General features: G+C 42.3%; 20 protein-coding genes. 16 read left to right on the forward strand and 4 right to left on the reverse strand.

What is annotated here, in order from left to right; genetic code table 11:
• Positions 1-4 precede the first annotated feature (4 nt).
• The 11 genes from nuoG to F887_RS13990 all read left to right on the forward strand — a co-directional run bounded on the left by nuoG (position 5) and on the right by F887_RS13990 (position 13,731).
• Complete coding sequence (gene nuoG / locus F887_RS14040; RefSeq protein WP_005292016.1) at positions 5-2,689, forward strand: NADH-quinone oxidoreductase subunit NuoG; 2,685 nt, start codon at positions 5-7, stop codon at positions 2,687-2,689.
• A 3-nt stretch (positions 2,690-2,692) separates the two neighbouring features.
• Positions 2,693-3,709 (forward strand): NADH-quinone oxidoreductase subunit NuoH, encoded by a 1,017-nt coding sequence (gene nuoH / locus F887_RS14035; RefSeq protein ID WP_005151242.1) that lies wholly within the window; start codon positions 2,693-2,695, stop codon positions 3,707-3,709.
• 18 nt (positions 3,710-3,727) lie between these two features.
• Complete coding sequence (gene nuoI / locus F887_RS14030; protein ID WP_004655439.1) at positions 3,728-4,270, forward strand: NADH-quinone oxidoreductase subunit NuoI; 543 nt, start codon at positions 3,728-3,730, stop codon at positions 4,268-4,270.
• A complete protein-coding gene (gene nuoJ, locus F887_RS14025; RefSeq protein ID WP_171061079.1) occupies positions 4,270-4,788 on the forward strand; it encodes an NADH-quinone oxidoreductase subunit J in 519 nt (172 codons plus the stop codon). Before nuoI ends, nuoJ begins: the two co-directional genes overlap by 1 nt.
• A complete protein-coding gene (gene nuoK, locus F887_RS14020) occupies positions 4,788-5,096 on the forward strand; it encodes an NADH-quinone oxidoreductase subunit NuoK (RefSeq protein WP_004655436.1) in 309 nt (102 codons plus the stop codon). The genes nuoJ and nuoK overlap by 1 nt, the downstream gene beginning before the upstream one ends.
• A complete protein-coding gene (nuoL, locus tag F887_RS14015) occupies positions 5,093-6,988 on the forward strand; it encodes an NADH-quinone oxidoreductase subunit L (RefSeq protein ID WP_005292019.1) in 1,896 nt (631 codons plus the stop codon). Before nuoK ends, nuoL begins: the two co-directional genes overlap by 4 nt.
• Before the next feature lies 1 nt (position 6,989).
• The gene (nuoM, locus tag F887_RS14010; protein ID WP_005151238.1) at positions 6,990-8,588 is read left to right on the forward strand and encodes an NADH-quinone oxidoreductase subunit M; all 1,599 of its coding nucleotides are present in this window, start codon (positions 6,990-6,992) and stop codon (positions 8,586-8,588) included.
• 3 nt (positions 8,589-8,591) lie between these two features.
• Positions 8,592-10,088: an NADH-quinone oxidoreductase subunit NuoN gene (nuoN, locus tag F887_RS14005; RefSeq protein WP_005292021.1), complete on the forward strand. Its 1,497-nt coding sequence runs from the start codon at positions 8,592-8,594 to the stop codon at positions 10,086-10,088.
• Between the two features lie 106 nt (positions 10,089-10,194).
• Complete coding sequence (gene upp / locus F887_RS14000; RefSeq protein ID WP_017402053.1) at positions 10,195-10,830, forward strand: uracil phosphoribosyltransferase; 636 nt, start codon at positions 10,195-10,197, stop codon at positions 10,828-10,830.
• A 123-nt stretch (positions 10,831-10,953) separates the two neighbouring features.
• The gene (locus F887_RS13995; RefSeq protein ID WP_005292023.1) at positions 10,954-11,244 is read left to right on the forward strand and encodes a cold shock domain-containing protein; all 291 of its coding nucleotides are present in this window, start codon (positions 10,954-10,956) and stop codon (positions 11,242-11,244) included.
• Between the two features lie 354 nt (positions 11,245-11,598).
• Positions 11,599-13,731: a TonB-dependent receptor gene (locus F887_RS13990; protein WP_005292026.1), complete on the forward strand. Its 2,133-nt coding sequence runs from the start codon at positions 11,599-11,601 to the stop codon at positions 13,729-13,731.
• A gap of 56 nt (positions 13,732-13,787) precedes the next feature.
• Here F887_RS13990 and gigC read toward each other — a convergent pair whose 3' ends face one another.
• A complete protein-coding gene (gene gigC / locus F887_RS13985; RefSeq protein ID WP_005292028.1) occupies positions 13,788-14,672 on the reverse strand; it encodes a LysR family transcriptional regulator GigC in 885 nt (294 codons plus the stop codon).
• Positions 14,673-14,756: 84 nt separating this feature from the next.
• Between gigC and F887_RS13980 the strand changes: the two genes are divergently transcribed.
• Positions 14,757-15,518: a ferredoxin--NADP reductase gene (locus F887_RS13980; RefSeq protein WP_005292030.1), complete on the forward strand. Its 762-nt coding sequence runs from the start codon at positions 14,757-14,759 to the stop codon at positions 15,516-15,518.
• Between the two features lie 55 nt (positions 15,519-15,573).
• Here the strand turns inward: F887_RS13980 and F887_RS13975 are convergent, their stop codons facing one another.
• Positions 15,574-15,996, reverse strand: a complete 423-nt coding sequence (locus F887_RS13975; protein WP_005191251.1) for a hypothetical protein — start codon at positions 15,994-15,996, stop codon at positions 15,574-15,576.
• Between the two features lie 204 nt (positions 15,997-16,200).
• Here F887_RS13975 and F887_RS13970 point away from each other — a divergent pair, with 204 nt between their 5' ends.
• From F887_RS13970 to F887_RS13960, 3 genes are all read left to right on the forward strand, one after another.
• On the forward strand, positions 16,201-16,401 hold the full coding sequence (locus tag F887_RS13970) for a hypothetical protein (RefSeq protein WP_005191248.1): 201 nt from the start codon (positions 16,201-16,203) through the stop codon (positions 16,399-16,401).
• 227 nt (positions 16,402-16,628) lie between these two features.
• A complete protein-coding gene (locus F887_RS13965; protein ID WP_005292033.1) occupies positions 16,629-18,224 on the forward strand; it encodes a mechanosensitive ion channel in 1,596 nt (531 codons plus the stop codon).
• Between the two features lie 211 nt (positions 18,225-18,435).
• Positions 18,436-18,615: a hypothetical protein gene (locus F887_RS13960; protein ID WP_005151217.1), complete on the forward strand. Its 180-nt coding sequence runs from the start codon at positions 18,436-18,438 to the stop codon at positions 18,613-18,615.
• Between the two features lie 56 nt (positions 18,616-18,671).
• Here F887_RS13960 and F887_RS13955 read toward each other — a convergent pair whose 3' ends face one another.
• Complete coding sequence (locus F887_RS13955; RefSeq protein ID WP_005292036.1) at positions 18,672-19,868, reverse strand: BaiN/RdsA family NAD(P)/FAD-dependent oxidoreductase; 1,197 nt, start codon at positions 19,866-19,868, stop codon at positions 18,672-18,674.
• Positions 19,869-20,009: 141 nt separating this feature from the next.
• Here F887_RS13955 and F887_RS13950 point away from each other — a divergent pair, with 141 nt between their 5' ends.
• Entirely contained in the window at positions 20,010-20,375 is a 366-nt protein-coding gene (locus F887_RS13950) for a DUF4870 family protein (RefSeq protein ID WP_005292037.1), read from the forward strand.
• Between the two features lie 42 nt (positions 20,376-20,417).
• Here the strand turns inward: F887_RS13950 and F887_RS13945 are convergent, their stop codons facing one another.
• Positions 20,418-21,284, reverse strand: coding sequence for a 1-aminocyclopropane-1-carboxylate deaminase/D-cysteine desulfhydrase (locus tag F887_RS13945; protein WP_005292042.1), 867 nt, complete (start codon positions 21,282-21,284; stop codon positions 20,418-20,420).
• Positions 21,285-21,334 lie beyond the last annotated feature (50 nt).

The following is a 21,334-nucleotide window of genomic DNA, read 5'->3' on the forward strand; positions in this document are numbered from 1 at the left end:
GACTATGGCTACAATTCATGTCGATGGAAAATCGTATGAAGTCAACGGCACAGAAAACTTGCTACAAGCATGTTTAAGCCTTGGCATCGACATCCCGTATTTTTGTTGGCACCCATCCTTAGGTTCTGTTGGTTCTTGTCGTCAATGTGCGGTGACTCAGTACGCAAATCCTGAGGACACACGTGGACGCTTGGTGATGTCATGTATGACACCTGCGACCGACAATACCTATATTTCGATTGAAGACAAAGAAGCAACGGATTTCCGTGCATCGATTGTTGAATTCTTGATGACCAACCACCCACACGACTGTCCAGTCTGTGAAGAGGGCGGTCACTGTCATTTACAAGATATGACAGTCATGACGCAACATGATCGTCGTCGCTATCGCTTTACCAAACGTACTCATCACAACCAAGAGTTGGGTTCGTTTATTGCGCATGAGATGAACCGTTGTATCGCTTGCTACCGTTGTGTGCGTTACTACAAAGATTATGCTGGCGGTACAGACTTTGGTGTGTATGCCAATGCATCACGCGTGTATTTCGGTCGTCCAGAATCGGGAACTTTAGAATCTGAATTCTCTGGTAACTTGACTGAAGTCTGCCCAACAGGTGTATTCACCGACAAGACACATTCAGCACGCTATAACCGTAAATGGGACATGCAGTATGCGCCAAGCGTATGTCATGGCTGTTCTTCAGGTTGTAACATTTCTCCGGGCGAACGCTATGGCGAAATCCGTCGTGTTGAAAACCGTTTTAATGGTTCAGTCAACCAGTACTTCCTTTGCGACAAAGGTCGTTTCGGTACAGGCTATGTGAACCGTGAAGATCGTCCACGTCAACCGCAGTTCCGTAATGGTGAAACTGTTGCGACCGTGAGTGTTGATCAGGCACTTGATCAAGTGATTACTCAACTTCAAGGCAAGAAAGTGTTAGGTATTGGTTCTCCACGCGCGAGCTTGGAATCAAACTACGCACTGCGTGAACTCGTTGGGCAAGACAATTACTCAACAGGTATGTCTCAAAAAGATCAAAACTTGGTTGAGTTAGCTGCATCAATCATGCAAACACAGGGTATCTATAACCCGAACATGCGTGAAATTGAAAGCTATGATGCAGTGTTGATCTTGGGTGAAGACTTAACTCAAACTGCGCCACGTATGGCATTGTCAGTTCGCCAAGCTGCGAAAAACAAAGCCAAAGAAATGGCTGCTGCAACACGTACACCAGACTGGTTAGCTGAACCTGTGCAACGTATTGGTCAAGATGCAAAATCACCAATCTATATCCTTGCTGCAACTCAAACGCGTTTAGCCGATGTTGCAACAGGTGAAGTGGTTGCATCGCCAAATGATATCGCACGTTTAGGTTTTGCGGTTGCTGCTGCTGTTAAAGGCGAAGCACTCTCTGGTTTAGCTGATGATGCAAAAGCATTTGCGCAAACCATTGCAGATACCTTGAAAGCTGCGAAAAAGCCATTGATTATCTCGGGTACTAGCTTACAAGATCCTGCCATCATGGAAGCTGCAGCTCAAGTAGCGCAAAATCTAGGCGAACATGCAGGCTTGTCATTGACTGTTCCAGAAGTGAACTCAATGGGCTTGGCATTGTTTGGTGGCTTAAGCTTAGAACAAGCATTTGCACAAGATTATGATGCAGTGGTTGTGATTGAAAATGACTTAACTCGTCGTTTACCAGTTGCACAAGTGAAAGCTGCATTTGACAAGGCTGAGACTGTGATCGTACTCGATCATAGTGAAACTGAAACCTTGAAACTTGCCGATATCGTACTTTCAGCAGCAAGTTTCGCTGAAGGTGATGGTACTGTCGTGAGCCAAGAAGGCCGTGCACAACGTTTCTATCAAGTGTATGACCCAAGCTACTACAAACCTGAATATGCGATTAAAGAATCTTGGCGCTGGTTACATGCCATTGAGACTGGTCTTAAAGGCAAAGCAGTGGATTGGACACTTCTTGATGATGTAATTGATGACATCGTGAAGAATGTTCCTGTGCTTGCAGCAATTGAAGATGTTGCACCTGATGCGGGTTATCGTATTCACGGCTTGAAAATTGCACGTGAACCACGTCGTTATTCAGGTCGTACTGCAATGCGTGCGCCGTTATCGATTCACGAACCTAAGCAACCGACTGACATCGATTCAGCATTAACCTTCTCGATGGAAGGCTATGTGGGTAACCAGACTGCATCGTCATTGGTACCTTTCGCATGGTCTGCAGGTTGGAACTCACCGCAAGCTTGGAACAAATACCAAGATGAAGTGGGTGGTCACTTAAAAGGTGGTGATTCAGGTGTACGTTTATTCGATCGTTTAGCAAAACGTCCTGCACGTAGCTATGTGGCACCGTCAGCTGTTGTTGTGAATCCTGAAAGTTTCCGTCTTGTGCCAATGCACCATATCTTTGGTTCTGGCGAATTCACCATTAAAACACCTGCGATGGAATCTCGTATTCCTGAGGCCATGTTTGCTGTGGGTGAGCAAGATGCGACTCGTTTGAATGTTCAAGACGGTCAACGTATTACAGTGAAAGCGGGTGAGACGAGTATTAGCTTGCCAGTACAAGTGATCGAATATTTACCAACAGGTTATATTGGTTACCCAATTGGTTTAGCACCAACAGTTTCATTGGCAGAGCCTGTTTCTGTGGCGGTAGGAGTGTAATTCATGAATCAAGAAATTATACGTCAAACGCCACTTTGGGCTGAGAACTGGCCAATCGCTTATTCAGTGATTCAGGCTGTTGTGATCTTGCTGGTGGTGGTTTTGGTTGCCGCATTAATGTCATTTATTGAGCGTCGTCTCTTGGCATTATGGCAAGACCGTTACGGTCCAAACCGTGTTGGTCCGGGTGGTATGTTCCAGATCGTTGCCGACATGCTCAAGATCATGTTCAAAGAAGACTGGACACCAAAGTTTGCCGACAAGCTGACTTTCCGTTTAGCACCAGCAGTTGCGATGGCAACTGCGGTACTTTCGTTTATGGTGATTCCAGTAAGTCCTACACTGGGCGTTGCGGATATGAGTATCGGTCTATTGTTCTTTATGGCAATGGCGGGTATTGCAGTTTACGCAGTGTTATTTGGTGGTTGGGCATCTAACAACAAATACTCATTACTCGGTGGTCTTCGTTCTGCTGCTCAAACCATTTCTTATGAAGTGTTCTTGGGTATCTCGTTAATGGGTGTGGTTGCGATTGCAGGTTCATTCAACCTTCGTGAGATTGTTGAAGCACAACGTGATATGTGGTTCATCATTCCTCAGTTCTTAGGTTTCTTGATCTTTGTGGTTGCGGGTGTTGCGGTCACGCACCGTCACCCATTTGACCAACCAGAAGCTGAACAAGAATTGGCTGAAGGTTACCATGTCGAATATGGTGGTATGAAGTGGGGGATGTTCTTCGTTGCGGAATACGTCAACGTTGTTTTGATCTCTGCTTTGATCGTGACTTTATTCTTCGGCGGATGGCTTGCACCATTTAACTTAGAAATTCCATTTGTTCCACCATTATTCTGGTTCGTGATTAAAACAGCATTCTTTGTAATGATGTTTGTCTTGGCTCGTGGCTCGTTAATGCGTCCACGTTATGACCAAGTTATGAACTTTGGTTGGAAAGTTTGTTTGCCATTGGCGTTGGTCAACTTGTTAGTGACTGGTGCTGTGATTCTGATGAATCAGGCCTAGGACAGCAGGGAGTACAAAATGTATAAAATTCTAGCTGGCTTTGGATCGATTGTACGTTCGTTATGGATGGTATTCAGCCATGTAACACGTAAACGTGACACGATCTTATATCCAGAAGTACCGGGTGAACAAATTGCGCCTCCACGCTATCGCGGTCGTATCGTATTAACGCGTGATCCAGATGGTGAAGAGCGTTGTGTGGCCTGTAACCTTTGTGCGGTTGCATGTCCAGTGGGCTGTATTTCATTGCAAAAAGCGGAAAAAGAAGATGGACGTTGGTATCCAGAATTTTTCCGTATTAACTTCTCACGATGCATTTTCTGCGGTATGTGTGAAGAAGCATGTCCAACCACAGCGATTCAGATGACACCAGACTTTGAACTGGGTGAGTATGTACGTCAAGACTTGGTGTATGAGAAAGAAAACTTACTCATTTCTGGACCAGGTAAATATCCTGACTACAACTTCTATCGTGTAACCGGTATGGCTGTGAGCGGTAAAGAAAAAGGTCAAGCACAAAAAGAAAGTGCACCAGTAGATGTACGGAGCTTATTACCATGATGTGGCCATTTTATTTGATGGCACTTGTGGCCATTGTTTCGACAGTACGTGTGGTGACCAACACCAATCCTGTGCATGCATTACTTAGCTTGATCGTTTCTCTTCTCGCTGTAGCTGGCATTTTCATGATCGTGGGCGCGCCGTTTGCGGCTGCGCTTGAGATCATTGTTTATGCAGGGGCGATCATGGTCTTGTTCGTCTTCGTTGTCATGATGTTGAATCTTGGACAAGATACGATTGAACAGGAAAGCAAATGGTTGACCTCTGACGCTTGGGCTTTTCCTGCACTGATGAGCTTTTTATTGGGCTTAATTTTGGTGTGGATGCTCGGTGGTGAATACACTACGATTTCTGCGCCAATGGGCACAGAAGTTGTTGGCCCTAAAGCAGTCGGTCAAGCACTATTTACTCACTATCTATTATTGGTAGAAGTTGCCGCGATGTTATTGCTTGCAGCACTTGTTGCAGCATTCCACTTAGGCAAACGTGAACCAGGTGCAGAAGAGGATAAAGAATAATGGGACACATCCCTTTAGAACATGGTTTGATCGTTGCAACCATCCTTTTTGCACTGGGTTTTTACGGTGTAATGGTGCGACGCAACCTTTTATTTATGCTAATGAGCCTTGAGGTGATGATGAATGCTGCTGCGTTGGCATTCGTTTTGGCAGGTAGTGTTTGGGCTCAGCCAGATGGACAGATCATGTTCATTTTGATTCTGACGCTTGCTGCAGCAGAGGCATGTATTGGTCTTGCGATCGTCCTTCAGTTTTATCATCGCTTCCATCACTTGGATGTGGATGCTGCTAGTGAGATGCGCGGATGAGTACATTATATTTAACCGTTTTATTCCCGCTCATTGGTTTTATCCTGTTAGCGGCAGGGCGTGACAAACTTTCTGAAAATGTCGCTGCCATTATTGGTGTCGGTTCAGTTGGTTTATCTGCGTTATTTGCTTTAATTGCGGGTCTTGCATTTACCAGCAGTGGTCAAACCGTTTTTGTTCAACACTTATGGACTTGGTTCAGTGTTGGTGGTTTTGAGCCAGGCATCAGCTTACAGTTAGATGGCTTGTCTTTATTGATGACAGGCATGGTGACAGGTGTTGGTTTCCTGATTCACATCTTTGCATCATGGTATATGCGTGGTGAAGAAGGCTATGCGCGTTTCTTCTCTTATTTCAACCTATTCGTTGCCAGCATGTTGTTGTTGGTCTTGGGCGATAACTTAGCGTTATTGTTCTTGGGTTGGGAAGGCGTAGGTCTGTGCTCATACTTATTGATTGGTTTCTACTACTCAAACCCTGCAAATGGTTGGGCGGCAATCAAGGCATTCACAGTAACACGTGTGGGTGACGTATTCTTACTCATCGCATTGTTCCTGCTTTATCAACAGTTTGGTACTTTGAATATTCAGTACATTGTTGAAAATGCAGCGACTGTCATGACGCAAAGCTCATCATTGTCGATCTGGACAGCATTGATGTTGTTCTTGGGTGCAGCAGGTAAATCAGCGCAAATTCCATTACAAACATGGTTAGCCGATGCGATGGCTGGTCCTACACCAGTATCTGCATTGATCCACGCTGCAACGATGGTGACAGCGGGTGTGTACTTATGCTGCCGTATGTTCTCTGTGATGGAAATGGCACCAGAAGTGATGCAGTTCATCTCGATTACAGGTGCAGTAACCTTACTTGTCGCTGGATTTGCCGCATTGGTTCAAACCGATATCAAACGTATCTTGGCTTACTCAACCATGAGTCAGCTCGGTTATATGTTTATGGCGGTAGGTGCTGAGGCCTATCAAGCTGGTTTATTCCACATGCTTGCTCACGCATTCTTCAAAGCGTTATTGTTCCTTTCTTCAGGTGCGGTGATTCTTGCGTGTCATCATGAACAAAACATTTTCAAAATGGGTGGCTTACGTCACAAGATTCCATTTGTATTCTGGTGTTTCGTCATTGGTGGTGGCGCATTGGCAGCACTTCCAATCGTGACCGTCGGCTTCTTCTCTAAAGATGCGATCTTGGGTGCGGTATATGCTCAATCGACTATTGCCAACCTTCCGCTTTACCATACCTTGTACTGGGTCGGTGTTGCGGGCGCATTCTTAACGTCTATCTATACTTTCCGTTTAATCTGGGTGGTATTCTTCGGCGAAGAGAAAACCCATGCACATGCCATTCATGGCGTGACGTATTGGGGTCCACTTGCGATTCTTGCTACGTTATCAACAGGTATTGGTTACTTCTTACAAGCGCCAGTTGCCAAGTTATTGACGACTGCAAATATTCCAAGTTTTGTGATTCCAGAAACATTAGAAGCTGCAGTTTCGCATGCTGAACATTTAGCAAGTGGCGTTGCCCTCGCTGGTTTAGCTGTGGGTATTTTCTTGTTTGCTTTTGCATATGGTGCAGTAAAAGCTTTTGCTCAAACGTCTTTGGGTTCTGGTTTAGCGCACATTTGCCGTACAGCATTTGGTTTCGATGCTTTGTATGACATCGTATTTGTAAAACCTTATTTGTTGATTGCGAAAATCTTAGGTCGTGATCCAGTGGATAGTTTATGGCTGGTTCTTCCTGCGATTGTGAAAGGTGGTAATAGCTTTACCAGTTCGCGTCAAACAGGTTCATTACGTGAATACGCTTCAAGCATGTCACTCGGTGTAGTGGTGTTATTGATGATCTTGATCGTGATTCAGGTTGTGGGGAAATAAAATGGAAAACAATTTAATTTTACCCGCACTGATTTTAGTTCCTTTCATTGCTGGTTTTATTTGTTGGTTAGTTGATAAATACGACCAACATTTGCCACGCTGGATTGCCTTGATTGGTATGCTCATTACCTTTGGTTTGGGCATTGCACTGTGGCAAAGTGGTACATTTAGCTATGAGTTGGGGGGCAAAGTCCCGACTTGGGCTGCTGAATTCCATCTTCCTTGGATTCAGACTTTAGGCATTAGCATTCACTTAGCAGTGGATGGTTTGTCTTTACTCATGGTGTTGTTGACTGCATTACTCGGTGTACTTGCAGTGGGCTGTTCATGGGGTGAGATTCAAAAGAACGTTGGTTTCTTCCATTTAAACTTACTTTGGAGTTTAGGTGGGGTCATCGGTGTATTCTTGGCGATTGACTTATTCCTGTTCTTCTTCTTCTGGGAGATGATGCTTGTACCAATCTACTTCTTGATTGCGTTATGGGGTCACTCAGGGTCGAATGGTCGTTCGCGTGTTTATGCTGCAACCAAATTCTTCTTATATACTCAAATCGCTGGTTTGATCATGTTGATCGGTATCTTAGGCCTTGTGGTCTATGGATACATGATGACAGGTATGATCGGTTTTGATTACAACTATTTATTGGCTGTTGCGAACCACTTACCACCTGAAGTTGCTTATGCATTTATGCTGTGTTTCTTCATTGGTTTTGCGGTGAAATTACCTGTATTCCCATTACACGGTTGGTTACCTGATGCACATGCTCAGGCACCAACAGCGGGTTCTGTGGACTTGGCTGGTATTTTGATTAAAACAGCTGCGTACGGTTTGCTTCGTTTCGTAATTCCATTCTTCCCAGCTGCATCAGCACAATTTGCTGATATCGCGATTATTTTGGGTCTGATTGGTATTTTCTACGGTGCATTCTTAGCATATCAACAAACAGATATGAAACGCCTGCTTGCGTATACCTCTATTTCGCACATGGGTTTCATCTTACTTGCAATTTATGCAGGTAACATCCTGACTTTCCAAGGCCTCATGATCATGATGTTGGCGCATGGCTTGTCATCTGCTGCATTGTTCATTATGTCTGGTCAAGTGTATGAGCGTTTACATACACGTGATTTACGTTTGATGGGCGGTCTTCGTGGTCAGTTGCAATACTTGCCATTCTTCTTGATGTTCTTCGTTGCAGCATTGGTTGGTGTACCAGGTTTAGGTAACTTTATTGGTGAATTCCTGATCTTGATGGGTTCATTCAAATCTTATCCAGCGTTCACCATCATCGCAGCAGTGAGTTTGGTATTTGCTGGTCTATATGGTCTGATCTTGATTCACAAAGCATTGTTTGGTGAACCAAATCCAGAGCAAAAGCAGCACTATACCAGTCCGCTTAAAGATCTATCTGCACGTGAAGTTAGCATTTTGATGATCTGTGCGATCGGTTTGGTTTGGTTAGGTATTTACCCACAAACATTCTTGGATATGTCTCATTCAAGCATGCAATGGTTAGTAAATAGTTATATGCCAGTACAAGAAGTTGTCGAAACTGTTCAACAGGCAGCAACTCAACTTGAACATGTGGAGATGCAATAAATCATGAACTTCACAATTTCTTTTTCTGAGCTAATGCCACTTGCTCCCGTGATGATTGTGGCTTTGACCGCAATCGTCGTGATGTTACTGACTGCGATTAAACGTAATCACAATCTGATTGCGACAACGTCGGTTATTGGTTTAAACCTTGCTGCAATTTATATTGCATACACCATGTTTACTGGGCACTTTGCACCAGTAAATGTGATGGGCATGTTTATGGTTGATCCATTTACCATGCTCTATCAATTCTTGATTTTGATTGCTGCCTTAGCGTGCTGTACTTTATCTCATGCCTATATTGAGACCTATAAAGACAACCGTGAAGAGCTATATATCTTGCTACTGTGCTCAGTCACTGGCGCAATGTTATTGGTTTCAAGCTCACACTATGCTGCATTCTTCATCAGCTTAGAGTTGATGTCGATTCCTGTATACGGCATGTTGGCTTATACCTATCAACGTAGTCAGTCTTTGGAAGCGGGGATTAAATATCTCGTACTTTCAGCGACTGCTTCTGCAATGTTGTTGATGGGTATGGCTTATATCTATGCATACACAGGTTCATTGTCATTCTATGACTCTGTTCAGGCATTGTTCGCTGCGATCAAGCAACCAATGGTGTTATTGGGCTTAGGTTTAATTACCTTTGCAGTTGCATTCAAGCTTTCACTTGCACCATTCCATAAATGGACGCCAGATGTGTATGCAGGTGCACCAGCACCTATGGCGACCTTCTTGGCAACGGCTGCAAAAGTTGCAACGATTGGTTTATTTGTACGTTACTTACTGACTTCTGGTGCAATCTTGGTTGAATCATTAGTGACAGTGATTACCATCATTGCGGTATTGTCGATTGTGGTGGGTAACTTACTTGCAGTTCGTCAAGTTAACTTGAAACGTATCTTGGGTTATTCATCGATTGCACACTTTGGTTATTTGTTGATTGCTTTAATCAGCATGACTTATGCAAGTCTAGGTAGCGTTACTGTTTATGTGATTACTTATGTATTGACAACAATCGGTGCCTTCGGTGCAGTTGCATTAATGTCGAGTCCGTATAACAACGTCGATGAAGCACAAAGTCTTGCAGACTATCGTGGTTTGTTCTGGCGTCGTCCGATCTTGACTGCAACATTGACCGTGATGATGTTGTCTTTAGCAGGTATTCCATTAACCGCAGGCTTCATTGGTAAGTTCCTTGTGGTTATGGCTGCGGTGACAACACAACACTGGTTCTTGGCGGCAATGATCGTGGTGGGTAGTGGTATCGGTTTGTACTACTATTTACGTGTGATGGTGGTGATGTATATGACTCCACCAGATGTACCACGTATTGATGCAGATGCGCATTGGGGGAGTAAAGTCGGTGGTCTTATGGTGCTTGCTGCTGCGTTATTAGTGTTGGTGATGGGTGTTTATCCAGATCCAATGGTTAACTTGGCATTGAAGGCAGAGATCCTTTCTCCATTGCACTTTATGTTGTCTCAACAACAGTAATCGTCGGATTTGTACAAAAAAGCCTCCAAAGTTGGAGGCTTTTTTATTGATGAGTAAAAAAACACTTTATAATAGAACGAGATTAATATTACCTAGGTACTCATTCGTGTCGATTCAAGAAATCCGTCATCCGCTTATTCGCCATAAACTTGGTTTATTACGTCGTTCAGATATTAGTACCAAGAATTTTCGTGAATTAGCGCAAGAAGTCACGATGTTACTGACTTATGAAGCAACAAAGGATCTTCCTGTTGTTGATCATGAAATTGATGGGTGGGCAGGGAAAGTCTCAACTCAGCGTATCGCAGGGAAGAAAATCACCATTGTTCCGATCTTGCGTGCTGGTATTGGGATGCTTGAAGGTGTTCTCAGTCTGATCCCAAGCGCGAAAGTGAGTGTCTTAGGTTTAGAGCGCGATGAAGCAACTTTAGAAGTGCGGACTTACTATAAAAAGTTAGTCCCTGATGTTGCAAACCGCTTGGCCATGATTATTGATCCGATGCTTGCGACAGGTAATTCTTTAATTGCTGCAATTGATGTATTGAAAGCAAGTGGCTGTAAAGATATTCGTGTTATGGTTTTAGTTGCTGCGCCAGAAGGTGTTGCAAAAGTAGAAGCTGCACATCCTGATGTGTTGATCTATACCGCATCGATTGACCAAGGTCTGAATGAGGAAGGCTACATTGTTCCTGGTCTGGGTGATGCCGGCGACAAGATTTTTGGTAGTGTTCAAAAAGACTGATTTTTGAAACATTCATAAAAAGAGACTTAATCTCATCCTGAAGTTGTTTGGGGGATAGATTGAAAGTCTCTTTTTTATTTTTATATACTGTGATGATCAGGTTTACGAAGTAGGGTAAATGTCATGAAGCAAGAGTTCTATCAGGGAAAAATTAAACAATATAATCCAGACAAAGGCTTTGGCTTTATTGGGACCTCTGAAGGGGATGTGTTTTTTCATATTTCAGAGTATCCAGCTGGTGGCGAGCCGAAAAGAAATGAAAAAGTGAAATTCGTGGTCGTTGAAAATGAAGGAAAATACAAAGCCACAAAAATTGAGCTTGTTGATCCTAATCCAGCGAAAACCAAAAAAACACAAATATCAAATCATAATAAGTCGATCACTTCAGAGTTGTTATCAAACTTCAGACGCTGATTTCTTTGCGATGGTTTGACCTGAACTGGGTTTAAATTTTAAGAGAAAAGAGGCTTTTAGCCTCTTTTTCTTTTTAGACGATCTAATACTACCGCCTTATGATTGCGCCTATTGCAGCTAATCAGTTGTTGAACTAAGCCTGAGAGGTGAAACATTTCATAAATTATTGGGTTAAAAATAAATTATGTGAATTCTCATGATGAGATTTTTATATTCATTGAATAAATGGGTGTTATTTTATTAATGATTTTTATTATCATTTGTTAATTTGTCTTATATACTGTGGTCAAATTTTTATCGGGGTTTGATCACTTGAAAAAGAATATATTATTTTTATCTCTCATTGCTTTGCCAATGTTTGCTGTTGCTGAAGACAATACCGTTTTACCCACGATTACGGTAAAAGCAGACTCTCAAGCAACAGATGCGACGGGCAAACTAAAAAAAGATGCGAGCTTAGGTATCCTTGGCGAGAAAGCAGTATTAGATACGCCCTTTAGTATTCAATCTTATACAGAACAAGCAATTAAAGATAAGCAGGCCGATTCGATCGCAGGCATTCTTAAAAATGATCCAAGTATTCGTACCACCACCAACAGTGGTCATTTAAACGAAAACTTTATGATCCGTGGTTTTGCTGTGACGTGGGAAGATGCCAATATCAACGGTTCTTATGGGATGTCACCAAGTGGTCGGACTCCAACTGATATTTTGAGCTCTGCCAGTGTACTAAAAGGACCGAATGCATTGATTGCTGGTATGGCCCCAGGTGGTAGTATTGGTGGTGTAGTGATGGCAACTACCAAACGGGCCGATCGAGATTTGACCCAAGTCTCAGCCATGTATGAGGATGGTGGTTATTACAAATCAGGTTTTGATGTAGCTCGTCGTTTTGGTGAAAATCAGGAGTTTGGTGCACGTGTCAGTGCGACCTATGGACAAGGCGAACATATTGTTGATGGTTTAGAAGATAAAAATACCGCGGCTGTATTGGCACTGGACTATACGACCGATCAAGCCAAAATCAACTTCGATGCCTACACCACACGCGACAGTCGTGATGGTGGCTCACCTGCGATGATCTCTTTTTCAACATTGAAGCGTGTTTTACCCGCACCAGATGGTAAGCTGAATTATTTCCCACATTTAGAAGGCATGCAAAGTGCCAACTATGTGGGTTTATCGGGTGAATATAAGCTTCTACCTAATTTAAAAGCATTTGCTGGTGCTGGGTTCAATGAACGTGAATACCGTGGACATTTATTTGGTACACGTATGATTGTACGGGATATGCCAGCCAACTCGATGGGCATGAATAATTCTGCTTTGGTTGGTGCGAATGGGGATGCCTTGGCGCAATATTACCGTGTTGGTTCAAAAGAGCATAACACCACGTTTAATGCGGGCCTAGAAGGTCAAATTTTTACGGGTGATATTTCCCATACTTTGGCATTTCGTGCTGATTATCTAAAACGCAAATACAGTCAGCATAAAGGGCGTGGTGCAGCAGAAGTTTACTTCCCAACCAATATCTATGATCCAAGCAGTGAAGGACATATGCCAAATACATGGCCAGAGATTGTTCCAACTGCGGATGATGTGTATGTCAGCTATAGCTTGAGCGATCAAATTTCCATGTTGGACGATAAGCTACAGTTTATTTTAGGTGTACGTTATCAAGACATGGATTTAAAATCGCTGACGACCAATACTAAATTGAAAGATGATAAGTTATCTCCAAGTGTAGCAATCGTTGTGAAACCTTTTGGTGAAGAAACTTCATTCTATGCCAGCTATGTTGAAGGCCTAGTGAGAGGTGCAACTGTCAGCGTGGCGACTGATGCAAATTACAATAAGACATTTGCGCCGTTTGAAAGTAAGCAGTACGAAATTGGTGCTAAATATCAAGGTGATCGTTGGTTACATACTTTAGCGCTTTATCAAATTAAAAAGCCAAGTACGCTAACGGATCTAACCTATCGTGATCCAAATGATGCAAAGATTACCCAAATCACAACCGATGGTGCGAAGACTGAATCAAAAGGAGTTGAATACGGTTTCTCTGGTAAAGTCACTGAAGACCTGATTGTTTACGGTAATTTGGCATACATTGATACTGAATATACAAAAGCGATTTCAAGTGGTGTGAATCTTTCAGGTAAAACTATTGAAGGTACACCTGAGTTCACAGCAGGTGTGGGTGTAGATTATCAAATCCCATTTGTTGAAGGGTTAAGCGTAAATGCGTTTGCAACCTACGTCGATGAACAATATTTAACTGCGGACAATACGCTTAAGTTACCTGATTACACCTTGGTTGATTTAGGTGCGAAGTATGCAACTAAACTTGGTGGGGTAAATACAACTTTCCGTGCCAATGTTGATAATGTTGCTGACAAAAAATATTGGGATGGTGTGTTCACCAGTGGCTTTACTACTGTCGGTGCAGGTCGTACTTATAAGCTTGGGGTGAGTTTCGATTTCTAAATTTTAATAAATAAAAAAACGCGTCCAATCGGAAGCGTTTTTTATTTTCAAACAAATTAAACCTGATCTTCGCAGAATTGCAAAAAGGCTTTCAGCCCTGGTCCTTGGTATTTCTGACGATGCACCAGCATATACAGTGGTCGAGTTAATTCCCAGAAAGGGGTATCGATAATCACCAACTGACCTTTTTCTTGTAGCGGCTCAATCGCCAGTCTGGAAACACAAGACATGCCTAAACCACCAGCGACAATTTTTAAAATTGCTTCATTATGACCTAGGGTTAAACGGATATTGGCATCGGGAAGGTCTTGCAAAATTGCATTGTCAAACACTTCACGTGTACCAGAGCCTTCTTCACGTAAAATCCATTCGACATCATTGAAATCAGTCGCGCTGATTGGACGGTTCAACTGCGCTAAGGGATGATCAGGCGCACAACAAACAGCTAGCTCATCATCACGCCAGTGGATGCATTGTAATTGGGGTAAGTGGCAAGAACCTTCAATCAAAGCCAAATCAAGCTGAAATTGATTGACGGCTTCAATCATTTGACGGGTATTGCCGACTTGTAATTGTAAATGGGCTTTGGGATGACGTTGTAAGAAGTCAGCCATCAGATCAGGCATTAAATAATCACTGATGGTGAGCGTTGCGCCTAAACGTAGATCAATACTTTGTAATTCGCCCTTAGCCGCTTGTTCAAAAGAATCACAACGGCCTAAAATTTCTAAAGCTTGTGGGAGTAAAAAACGTCCCAAATCATTGAGTTGTAATCGTTTACCCAAACGATCAAAAAGTGGTGCACCCAGACCATCTTCTAAATCTGCTAAAGCCATACTTGCCGCACTTTGTGTAAGTCGGACAGCATCGCTCGCTTTGGTAACAGTTCCTTCTTGAGCGACCGCCACGAAAACAGCCAACTGGCGTAATGTCATGCGCATGTTAAATAGCCTTAATGTTTTGAGTATCCATCAATTATTCGATCATGCTAACATGAGCCTACTGTTTCGTGCCACGTTCAAATCATGTCAATTGAAAAATTTAGCTTAGAAAAGGTTTTGTCTGTACACCGTTGGATTCACAATTTGTTTAGTTTTACGATGACCCGACCAGCTCATTTTAAATTTACCGCAGGTCAGTTCGCGCGTATTGGTCTAATGGTTGAAGGGGAGTTGGTTGTTCGTGCTTATTCAGTTGTCTCTTCACCTTTCGATGAAACTTTAGAATTCTTTTCAATTGTCGTTCCAGATGGGGCATTTACCTCTAATCTGCAACATCTGAAAGTAGGCGATGAGCTTTATCTTGAAAAAATCTCTTACGGTTATCTGACCTTAGCACGTTATCAGCAGCCTTTGCCGCAGGATTTATGGTTATTGGGTACAGGCACAGGATTAGCGCCATTTTTGTCGATGTTGCAAGACTTTGAAACATGGAACAAATATCAGCAGATCAATCTGGTCTATAGCGTACGTACCGAATCTGAACTGGCTTATGTTGATCGGATTCAGGAAATTGCAGCACTGTTTGGCGAAGGTCATTCAGGCTTTAAATTTGTACCCATTATCACACGCGATCCAAATGCGGCTTTACATGACCGTTTACCAGTTTTAATTGCCAATGGTGAATTAGAAAAAGCAGTTGGACTCTCTTTTAACAGAGACAGCAGTCATGTGATGTTATGTGGAAATCCGCAAATGGTCGAAGATACCAAAGAAGCATTAAAGCAACGTGGTTTAATCATGAATCGGCGTGGTGAAGGCAATATCGCGGTAGAGAATTATTGGTAATGAGCAGCTTTTCCTTTACGAGGATAGCTTAAAGCAGAGGGTGGTAGGATATGTTTTAATGAACAAACATATCCATAAATTCACGAATTTCTTGAATCGCGGTATCCACATCTGTGGTTAACCAGGTTGGTTCAAACAGCCCGATATAATGTTCCAACCGATCTTGTGGGACGACCAGACGCACTGGACAATCTTCTTCAAGTAAACGCCAAGGCAGGATTGGAACTTCATTGTCTAAAAAGGGTTGTACATTACGGATGTCGACAATCATCGCATTGATGCAATCTGGTAATGGCATCACTGAAAACTCTTCTGTACGACGACGGAAGTATTCTAAATCGCCCCATTTCAGGATATAGCTTGGCTTATTAAACTCAATAATTCCAATCAAATGTTCATCGCGTGTGTGATGTAAAAAACATTGATGTGTGACATCAGTGTCTAAATCAAGAGAAACACTTTGTTGGCTATAGGACATAAAGCAGAACGGCTGAGAAATGAGGCGCGTATTATAGCTTATTTTAACGCATTCTAAAACCGACTATATTTTAAACAAAAAATAAAATAATAAAAGTAGAGTTCTGCAACTGGCGCAACGATAGTCCGAAGCTTCTTCACACAACGCTACATAGGGTATTGCTAATATAAAACTTGAAAATTAATAAGGATGAGGGCTGCTATCATGCATGATTTTAGTAAGCCACAACCTCATGTGGCGAGCAAAGAAGAAATTACCAAAAAGAGAAGATTACCTGTTTATATTTTGATTTTAGTGGGAATCTTCCTGATTGCATTACTTGTATATATGGTTGCTGATCATTCAGCCAATCCAACTGCTCAAGTGATCATGTCACATATGCAGTCGGCCATTCTGAATGCTTAAGCAGGCATATCTTTAGACCAAACTAATTCCTCATAAAGCTCATTGGTGTGAATCAATGAGCTTTTTTGCAAAATTATGAGACCTTTTTGTTGTATTAGTGCTGCCATTGATTGATTGGAAAATAGACAAAACCTATGGTGGAAGTATCCATAAATCATGTTCTTAATGTAGAGCGTTCATCAATGGATTTGTAGCAAGATTTAAAAACACAATATAAGGATAACAACATGAATGAATTTTTTAGTGACCCCTCCAATCGCGGAGGATTTGATGCAATGTATTACTGGGATCAATTTCATCCTATCTTTGCTGCTGTTGTCATCCTGCTTGTTGGTTGGATTGTTGCTTTAGTCATTGCAGCAGGTGTAAAGAAATTATTGCAAAAACTTGATACCAACCATAAGTTGTCTACAGCAACGGGTCGTACGCCAAATATTGAGAATCTGGTATCCAAACTGGTGTTTTGGTTTGTGATGATTCTTGCGGTGGTCGGCGCGTTAAATGTTTTAAATATTAGTGGTGTAAGCGATCCATTTAGCAATATGGTAGGTCGTGTACTCGCGTATATACCGAACTTGCTGGCTGCTGTTGCAGTGGGTTTTATTGGTTGGATCGTCGCACGTTTGGTTCGCGCAGGCCTGACCAATGTACTGTCCAGAACTGAGCTAGATGAAAAATTAAGTGGCGAAGTGGGGGTGAGTTCCCTCAGTACCAATATCGGTGAGATTTTTTACTGGTTGGTTCTATTACTGTTCCTACCGATTGTGCTATCAATTTTAGGCTTAACGGGTCTGTTAATTCCTGTACAGAATATGGTGAATGAAGCGATTGCTTATCTACCGAATCTGTTTATTACAGGTGTGATCATTTTCGTGGGCTATATTCTTGCGAAAATTGTGCGTGGCATCGTAGAAGGCTTGAGTAATAGTCTGGGTTTACAAGCACAGGCTGAGAAAGTCGGTCTATTTAAAAACTCCAATGTGTCTAAATTCTTAGGCTCATTTGTGTTTGCCATCATTATTATCACCACCTTAATTGTGGCCTTTGAAGCGCTCGGGATTCAAGCGATTTCTCAACCAGCAACCGCAATGCTGAATGAAATCATGTATGCAATTCCACAAATTATTGCAGCAGGTTTGATTTTAATTGTGGCTTATATCGTCTCCCGTTTTGTGGGGCGTTTAGTGGCTGAGCTGATCTCAGGGGCAGGCGTTGATGAAATTCCAATGAAGCTTGATTTACAACGCTTCCTTGGACAAACCCGTGTTTCGGATGTCATTGGTTATTTAATCGTTTTCTTTACCATGCTGTTTGCAGTTTCAGAAGCAGCCAATCGACTTGGATTGGAGCAAGTCAGTGTATTGATTGCGATGTTTATCCAGTTTGGTGCAAGCATCTTGCTCGGTGCGGTGATTCTCGTCATCGGTTTCTGGTTGGCCAATATCGTTGCGAATATCGTACAGCGCGGTGAATATAACAGCTCACGTTGGTTAGGTAATCTGGTCCGTGTTTTAATTATGGGCTTGGTGATTGCGATGGGCTTAAAAGCCATGGGTATTGCTGATTCGATTGTGAATTTGGCATTTGGTCTGACCTTGGGCTCAGTTGCTGTGGCATTCGCATTGGCCTTTGGTTTGGGAGGACGTCAACCTGCGGAACGTTTGCTGACCGATCTTTTAGATAAAGCAAAAACTGAAGCAAAACAGCCGAATCCTTTGCACAAGGAAGAGGTGACGCCGACAAACCCTGTTAGCCCAACTGCACCAACTTCAACTGATCCGGTGAATCCAGTTCCACCAACACCACCGTATTCGGATGAATAGTAAAAATAATCTTTGATTTTTTTAATCAATTCGACCACTCTAAGCAGGGTGGTCGTTTTGTTTGTATAAGCGCTATTGAGCTTTATTGAGAATTGTAATCGGCATTTTGAGCAGGCTTAAACGGCTTAAATCAAAAATTTGACCTAAAAAGCAATTCATTTATCGATAAAGTATCACTAGTCTCTAAATAAAAAGTCTATAGGAGAATGAAATGAAGAGGCCAAATCGAGTATTCGCACCTATTATTATTGCAGGTATTACTGTCGGATTTTTAGCGAGTGCTTATAAGTTTGTGATTACGAAATCAAACTCTTCTAAAGAGAAACCGCTTGAAAGTAGTCAGCAAATCTCGACCTCAGAAGCAGCCAATTCTTCCGATGAACACAACTAAAGCAGACATCATCGTATATCGTCTGAAGTACGAATGTTGTGATGGATCAGATCGCATTAAACAAATTGAGCTGCGGCTTGCGCAGAAGACCATGCCCATTGGAAGTTATAGCCGCCTAAATGTCCTGTGACATCGAGCACTTCACCAATAAAATATAAGCCTTTCTGTTTTTTGCTTTCCATGGTCTTGGAAGATACTTCACTGGTATCGACACCGCCAAGGGTGACTTCTGCGGTGCGATAACCTTCGGTTCCTGAAGGTTTAACCGTGAATGCGTGCAGTTGTGTTGCAATATGCTCAAGCTGTATGTCACTGAGATTACCAATTGCTATTTCGCTTTGTTCAGCCCAAATTAATTGTTGTAGCTCCAGTACAATACTTTTCGCCGTAAATTCACTCAGTAGCGTGCGAAGCAGCACTTTAGGCTGTGATTTTTTCTTTTCTTTAAAAAATTGATTCAGCTCCTGAGCTGGAAAGAAATCAATTTTAAAGCTTTCTCCGACATGCCAGTAGTTGGAAAGCTGTAATGAACTTGGACCACTCAAACCACGATGGGTAAACAACAATGCCTCAGTAAATTGATGGCGTTCATTGACTAGGGTTGCATCTAAAGCATTGCCACTTAGACGTGTCGTGACTTCTTTAAAATGATCTGAGAAAGTAAATGGAACCAGACCTGCGCGTGTTGGATAGACATGATGCCCGAATTGCTGTGCAAGTTCATAACCAAAGCCTGAACCTCCTAATGTCGGAATAGACAAGCCACCTGTTGCCACGACGAGCGATTCACAGTGATAAGTTCCTTGGCTAGTTTCGACGATAAAACTTGAATCAGCTTGGGCGTTGACTTGCTGTACTTCGCAACTCGTTTGAATCTCAACCCGTTTGGCCTTGCTGCATTCGGAGAGCAACAGTTCAAGAATTTCTTTGGAACCCTTTAAGGTAAACAATTGCCCATGCTTACGTTCTTCATATTCGATTCCGTGTTCACAGACTAAGCTGATAAAGTCCCAGTTGGTGTAGCGGGTGAGGGCAGAAATCACAAAATGTGGATTTTCAGAAAGATAATTGGAAGGTTCAACATCGAGATTGGTAAAGTTACATTTACCACCACCTGACATCAAAATCTTTTTACCAACTTTATTGGCCTTTTCTAATACCACGACTGAGCGCCCACGTTTAGCTGCTTCCGCAGCCAACATCAAGCCTGATGCACCAGCACCTAAAACAACAACATCAACTTGATGAACCATGGGAGAAATACTCGAAAGAGGAAAAGCGGGCAATTATAAAAGATTTAAAGCATTTTGAGTATGTAGATTGTTTGATTAAAAAATATACTTCCAAAATCAAAGCATGTTATAAAATTGATCTCGATAGAGGGGATTAGAATAATGAACGATAAGATATTTTTAGAAAATACGCCGTCAGAAAAGCAAGATCAATTGCGACAATATACCTTGATCATCTATGGACTGTATGCGCTGAGTATTATTGTGGGACTAACCAGTATTGCCGCAATTATTATGAATTATATGAAGCGTGAAGAAGTACAGGGTACATGGCTAGCCAGTCATTTTGAATGGCAAATCAAAACCTTTTGGGTCACTTTAATCATTGCTGTAATTGGTTTGGTGCTGTCGTTTGTGCTGATTGGTATTCCTATTCTGTTTGCGGTGTCAATTTGGTTTATTTACCGCATCGTAAAAGGATTGGTGGTGTTTATGGACAATAAACCAATTAGTGATGGATGGTTTTAATCATCCTGTTTAATGAAAAAAGTCACTTTAAGGTGGCTTTTTCTATTTCAAGCGACCTTGTAGCCCACCCGTATGGATCGCCAAAATACGTGTATTTGCAGGAAAGTGATTCTCTTGAATTAAATCGAACAGGCCCAGCATCATTTTGGCGGTATAGACCTGTTCTAACGGAATTGCGTATTGCTGTTCAAATTGCTGCATAAATTGCAGTAATTCTGGATGAGTTTTAGCGTAGCCACCACAGCAATATCTATCGGTTAAAGACCAATTTTTTTTATCAGTCCACTGCTGAATATCTTTTTGTAGAAAGTCACCTTTTAGCGCTGAAAAGCCGAGTACATGTTGCTGATCTGTACTGCTTTCAATCAGCCCTGCAATGGTTCCGCCTGTACCTACGGCACAGCAAATTACATCATAATTTTCTCGATCATGTTCGCTCAAAATTTCCTGAGTGCCTTGTAGTGCAAGCGCATTGCTGCCACCTTCAGGAATAATAAAGGCTTGCGGATATCGCTGTTGTAATTGCTGCAAATACGCAGTTTCATGGCGTAGTCGATATTCGGCTCGGCTGACAAAATGCAGTTGCATGCCAAAATCTTGTGCAGTTTGTAGGCTGGGATTTAGCGGTTGTGAATGAAGTTCTTCGCCACGAATAATGCCAAGGCTTTGAAAACCAAATTGCTGAGCTGCATAGGCCGTCGCGGCAATATGATTTGAGAAAGCTCCACCAAAGGTCAGAACTTGAGTAAAGCCTTGTTGTTGAGCAGCAAGCAGGTTGTATTTCAGCTTAAAAAATTTATTGCCTGAAATTTGTGGATGAATCAGGTCAAGTCGTTTGATCGTCAATTGAACCGAAGTGGAAAGTTCTAATGTTTGATAAGGGGTAGAAAAAGCAATGTGATCAAACATTTTAGAAAACGAGAAATGAATTTGATCACATTGTAAATGTATTTGATTGA

Source organism: Acinetobacter sp. NIPH 2100 (assembly GCF_000369805.1).
Lineage (GTDB): Bacteria > Pseudomonadota > Gammaproteobacteria > Pseudomonadales > Moraxellaceae > Acinetobacter.

Excerpts from the sequence above, each read along its gene's own strand:
- nuoG (WP_005292016.1), top strand. The coding sequence starts at position 5 with ATGGCTACAATTCATGTCGATGGAAAATCGTATGAAGTCAACGGCACA.
- nuoH (WP_005151242.1), top strand. The coding sequence starts at position 2,693 with ATGAATCAAGAAATTATACGTCAAACGCCACTTTGGGCTGAGAACTGG.
- nuoI (WP_004655439.1), top strand. The coding sequence starts at position 3,728 with ATGTATAAAATTCTAGCTGGCTTTGGATCGATTGTACGTTCGTTATGG.
- nuoJ (WP_171061079.1), top strand. The coding sequence starts at position 4,270 with ATGTGGCCATTTTATTTGATGGCACTTGTGGCCATTGTTTCGACAGTA.
- nuoK (WP_004655436.1), top strand. The coding sequence starts at position 4,788 with ATGGGACACATCCCTTTAGAACATGGTTTGATCGTTGCAACCATCCTT.
- nuoL (WP_005292019.1), top strand. The coding sequence starts at position 5,093 with ATGAGTACATTATATTTAACCGTTTTATTCCCGCTCATTGGTTTTATC.
- nuoM (WP_005151238.1), top strand. The coding sequence starts at position 6,990 with ATGGAAAACAATTTAATTTTACCCGCACTGATTTTAGTTCCTTTCATT.
- nuoN (WP_005292021.1), top strand. The coding sequence starts at position 8,592 with ATGAACTTCACAATTTCTTTTTCTGAGCTAATGCCACTTGCTCCCGTG.
- F887_RS13995 (WP_005292023.1), top strand. The coding sequence starts at position 10,954 with ATGAAGCAAGAGTTCTATCAGGGAAAAATTAAACAATATAATCCAGAC.
- F887_RS13990 (WP_005292026.1), top strand. The coding sequence starts at position 11,599 with ATGTTTGCTGTTGCTGAAGACAATACCGTTTTACCCACGATTACGGTA.
- gigC (WP_005292028.1), bottom strand. The coding sequence starts at position 14,672 with ATGCGCATGACATTACGCCAGTTGGCTGTTTTCGTGGCGGTCGCTCAA.
- F887_RS13980 (WP_005292030.1), top strand. The coding sequence starts at position 14,757 with ATGTCAATTGAAAAATTTAGCTTAGAAAAGGTTTTGTCTGTACACCGT.
- F887_RS13975 (WP_005191251.1), bottom strand. The coding sequence starts at position 15,996 with ATGTCCTATAGCCAACAAAGTGTTTCTCTTGATTTAGACACTGATGTC.
- F887_RS13970 (WP_005191248.1), top strand. The coding sequence starts at position 16,201 with ATGCATGATTTTAGTAAGCCACAACCTCATGTGGCGAGCAAAGAAGAA.
- F887_RS13965 (WP_005292033.1), top strand. The coding sequence starts at position 16,629 with ATGAATGAATTTTTTAGTGACCCCTCCAATCGCGGAGGATTTGATGCA.
- F887_RS13960 (WP_005151217.1), top strand. The coding sequence starts at position 18,436 with ATGAAGAGGCCAAATCGAGTATTCGCACCTATTATTATTGCAGGTATT.
- F887_RS13955 (WP_005292036.1), bottom strand. The coding sequence starts at position 19,868 with ATGGTTCATCAAGTTGATGTTGTTGTTTTAGGTGCTGGTGCATCAGGC.
- F887_RS13950 (WP_005292037.1), top strand. The coding sequence starts at position 20,010 with ATGAACGATAAGATATTTTTAGAAAATACGCCGTCAGAAAAGCAAGAT.
- F887_RS13945 (WP_005292042.1), bottom strand. The coding sequence starts at position 21,284 with ATGTTTGATCACATTGCTTTTTCTACCCCTTATCAAACATTAGAACTT.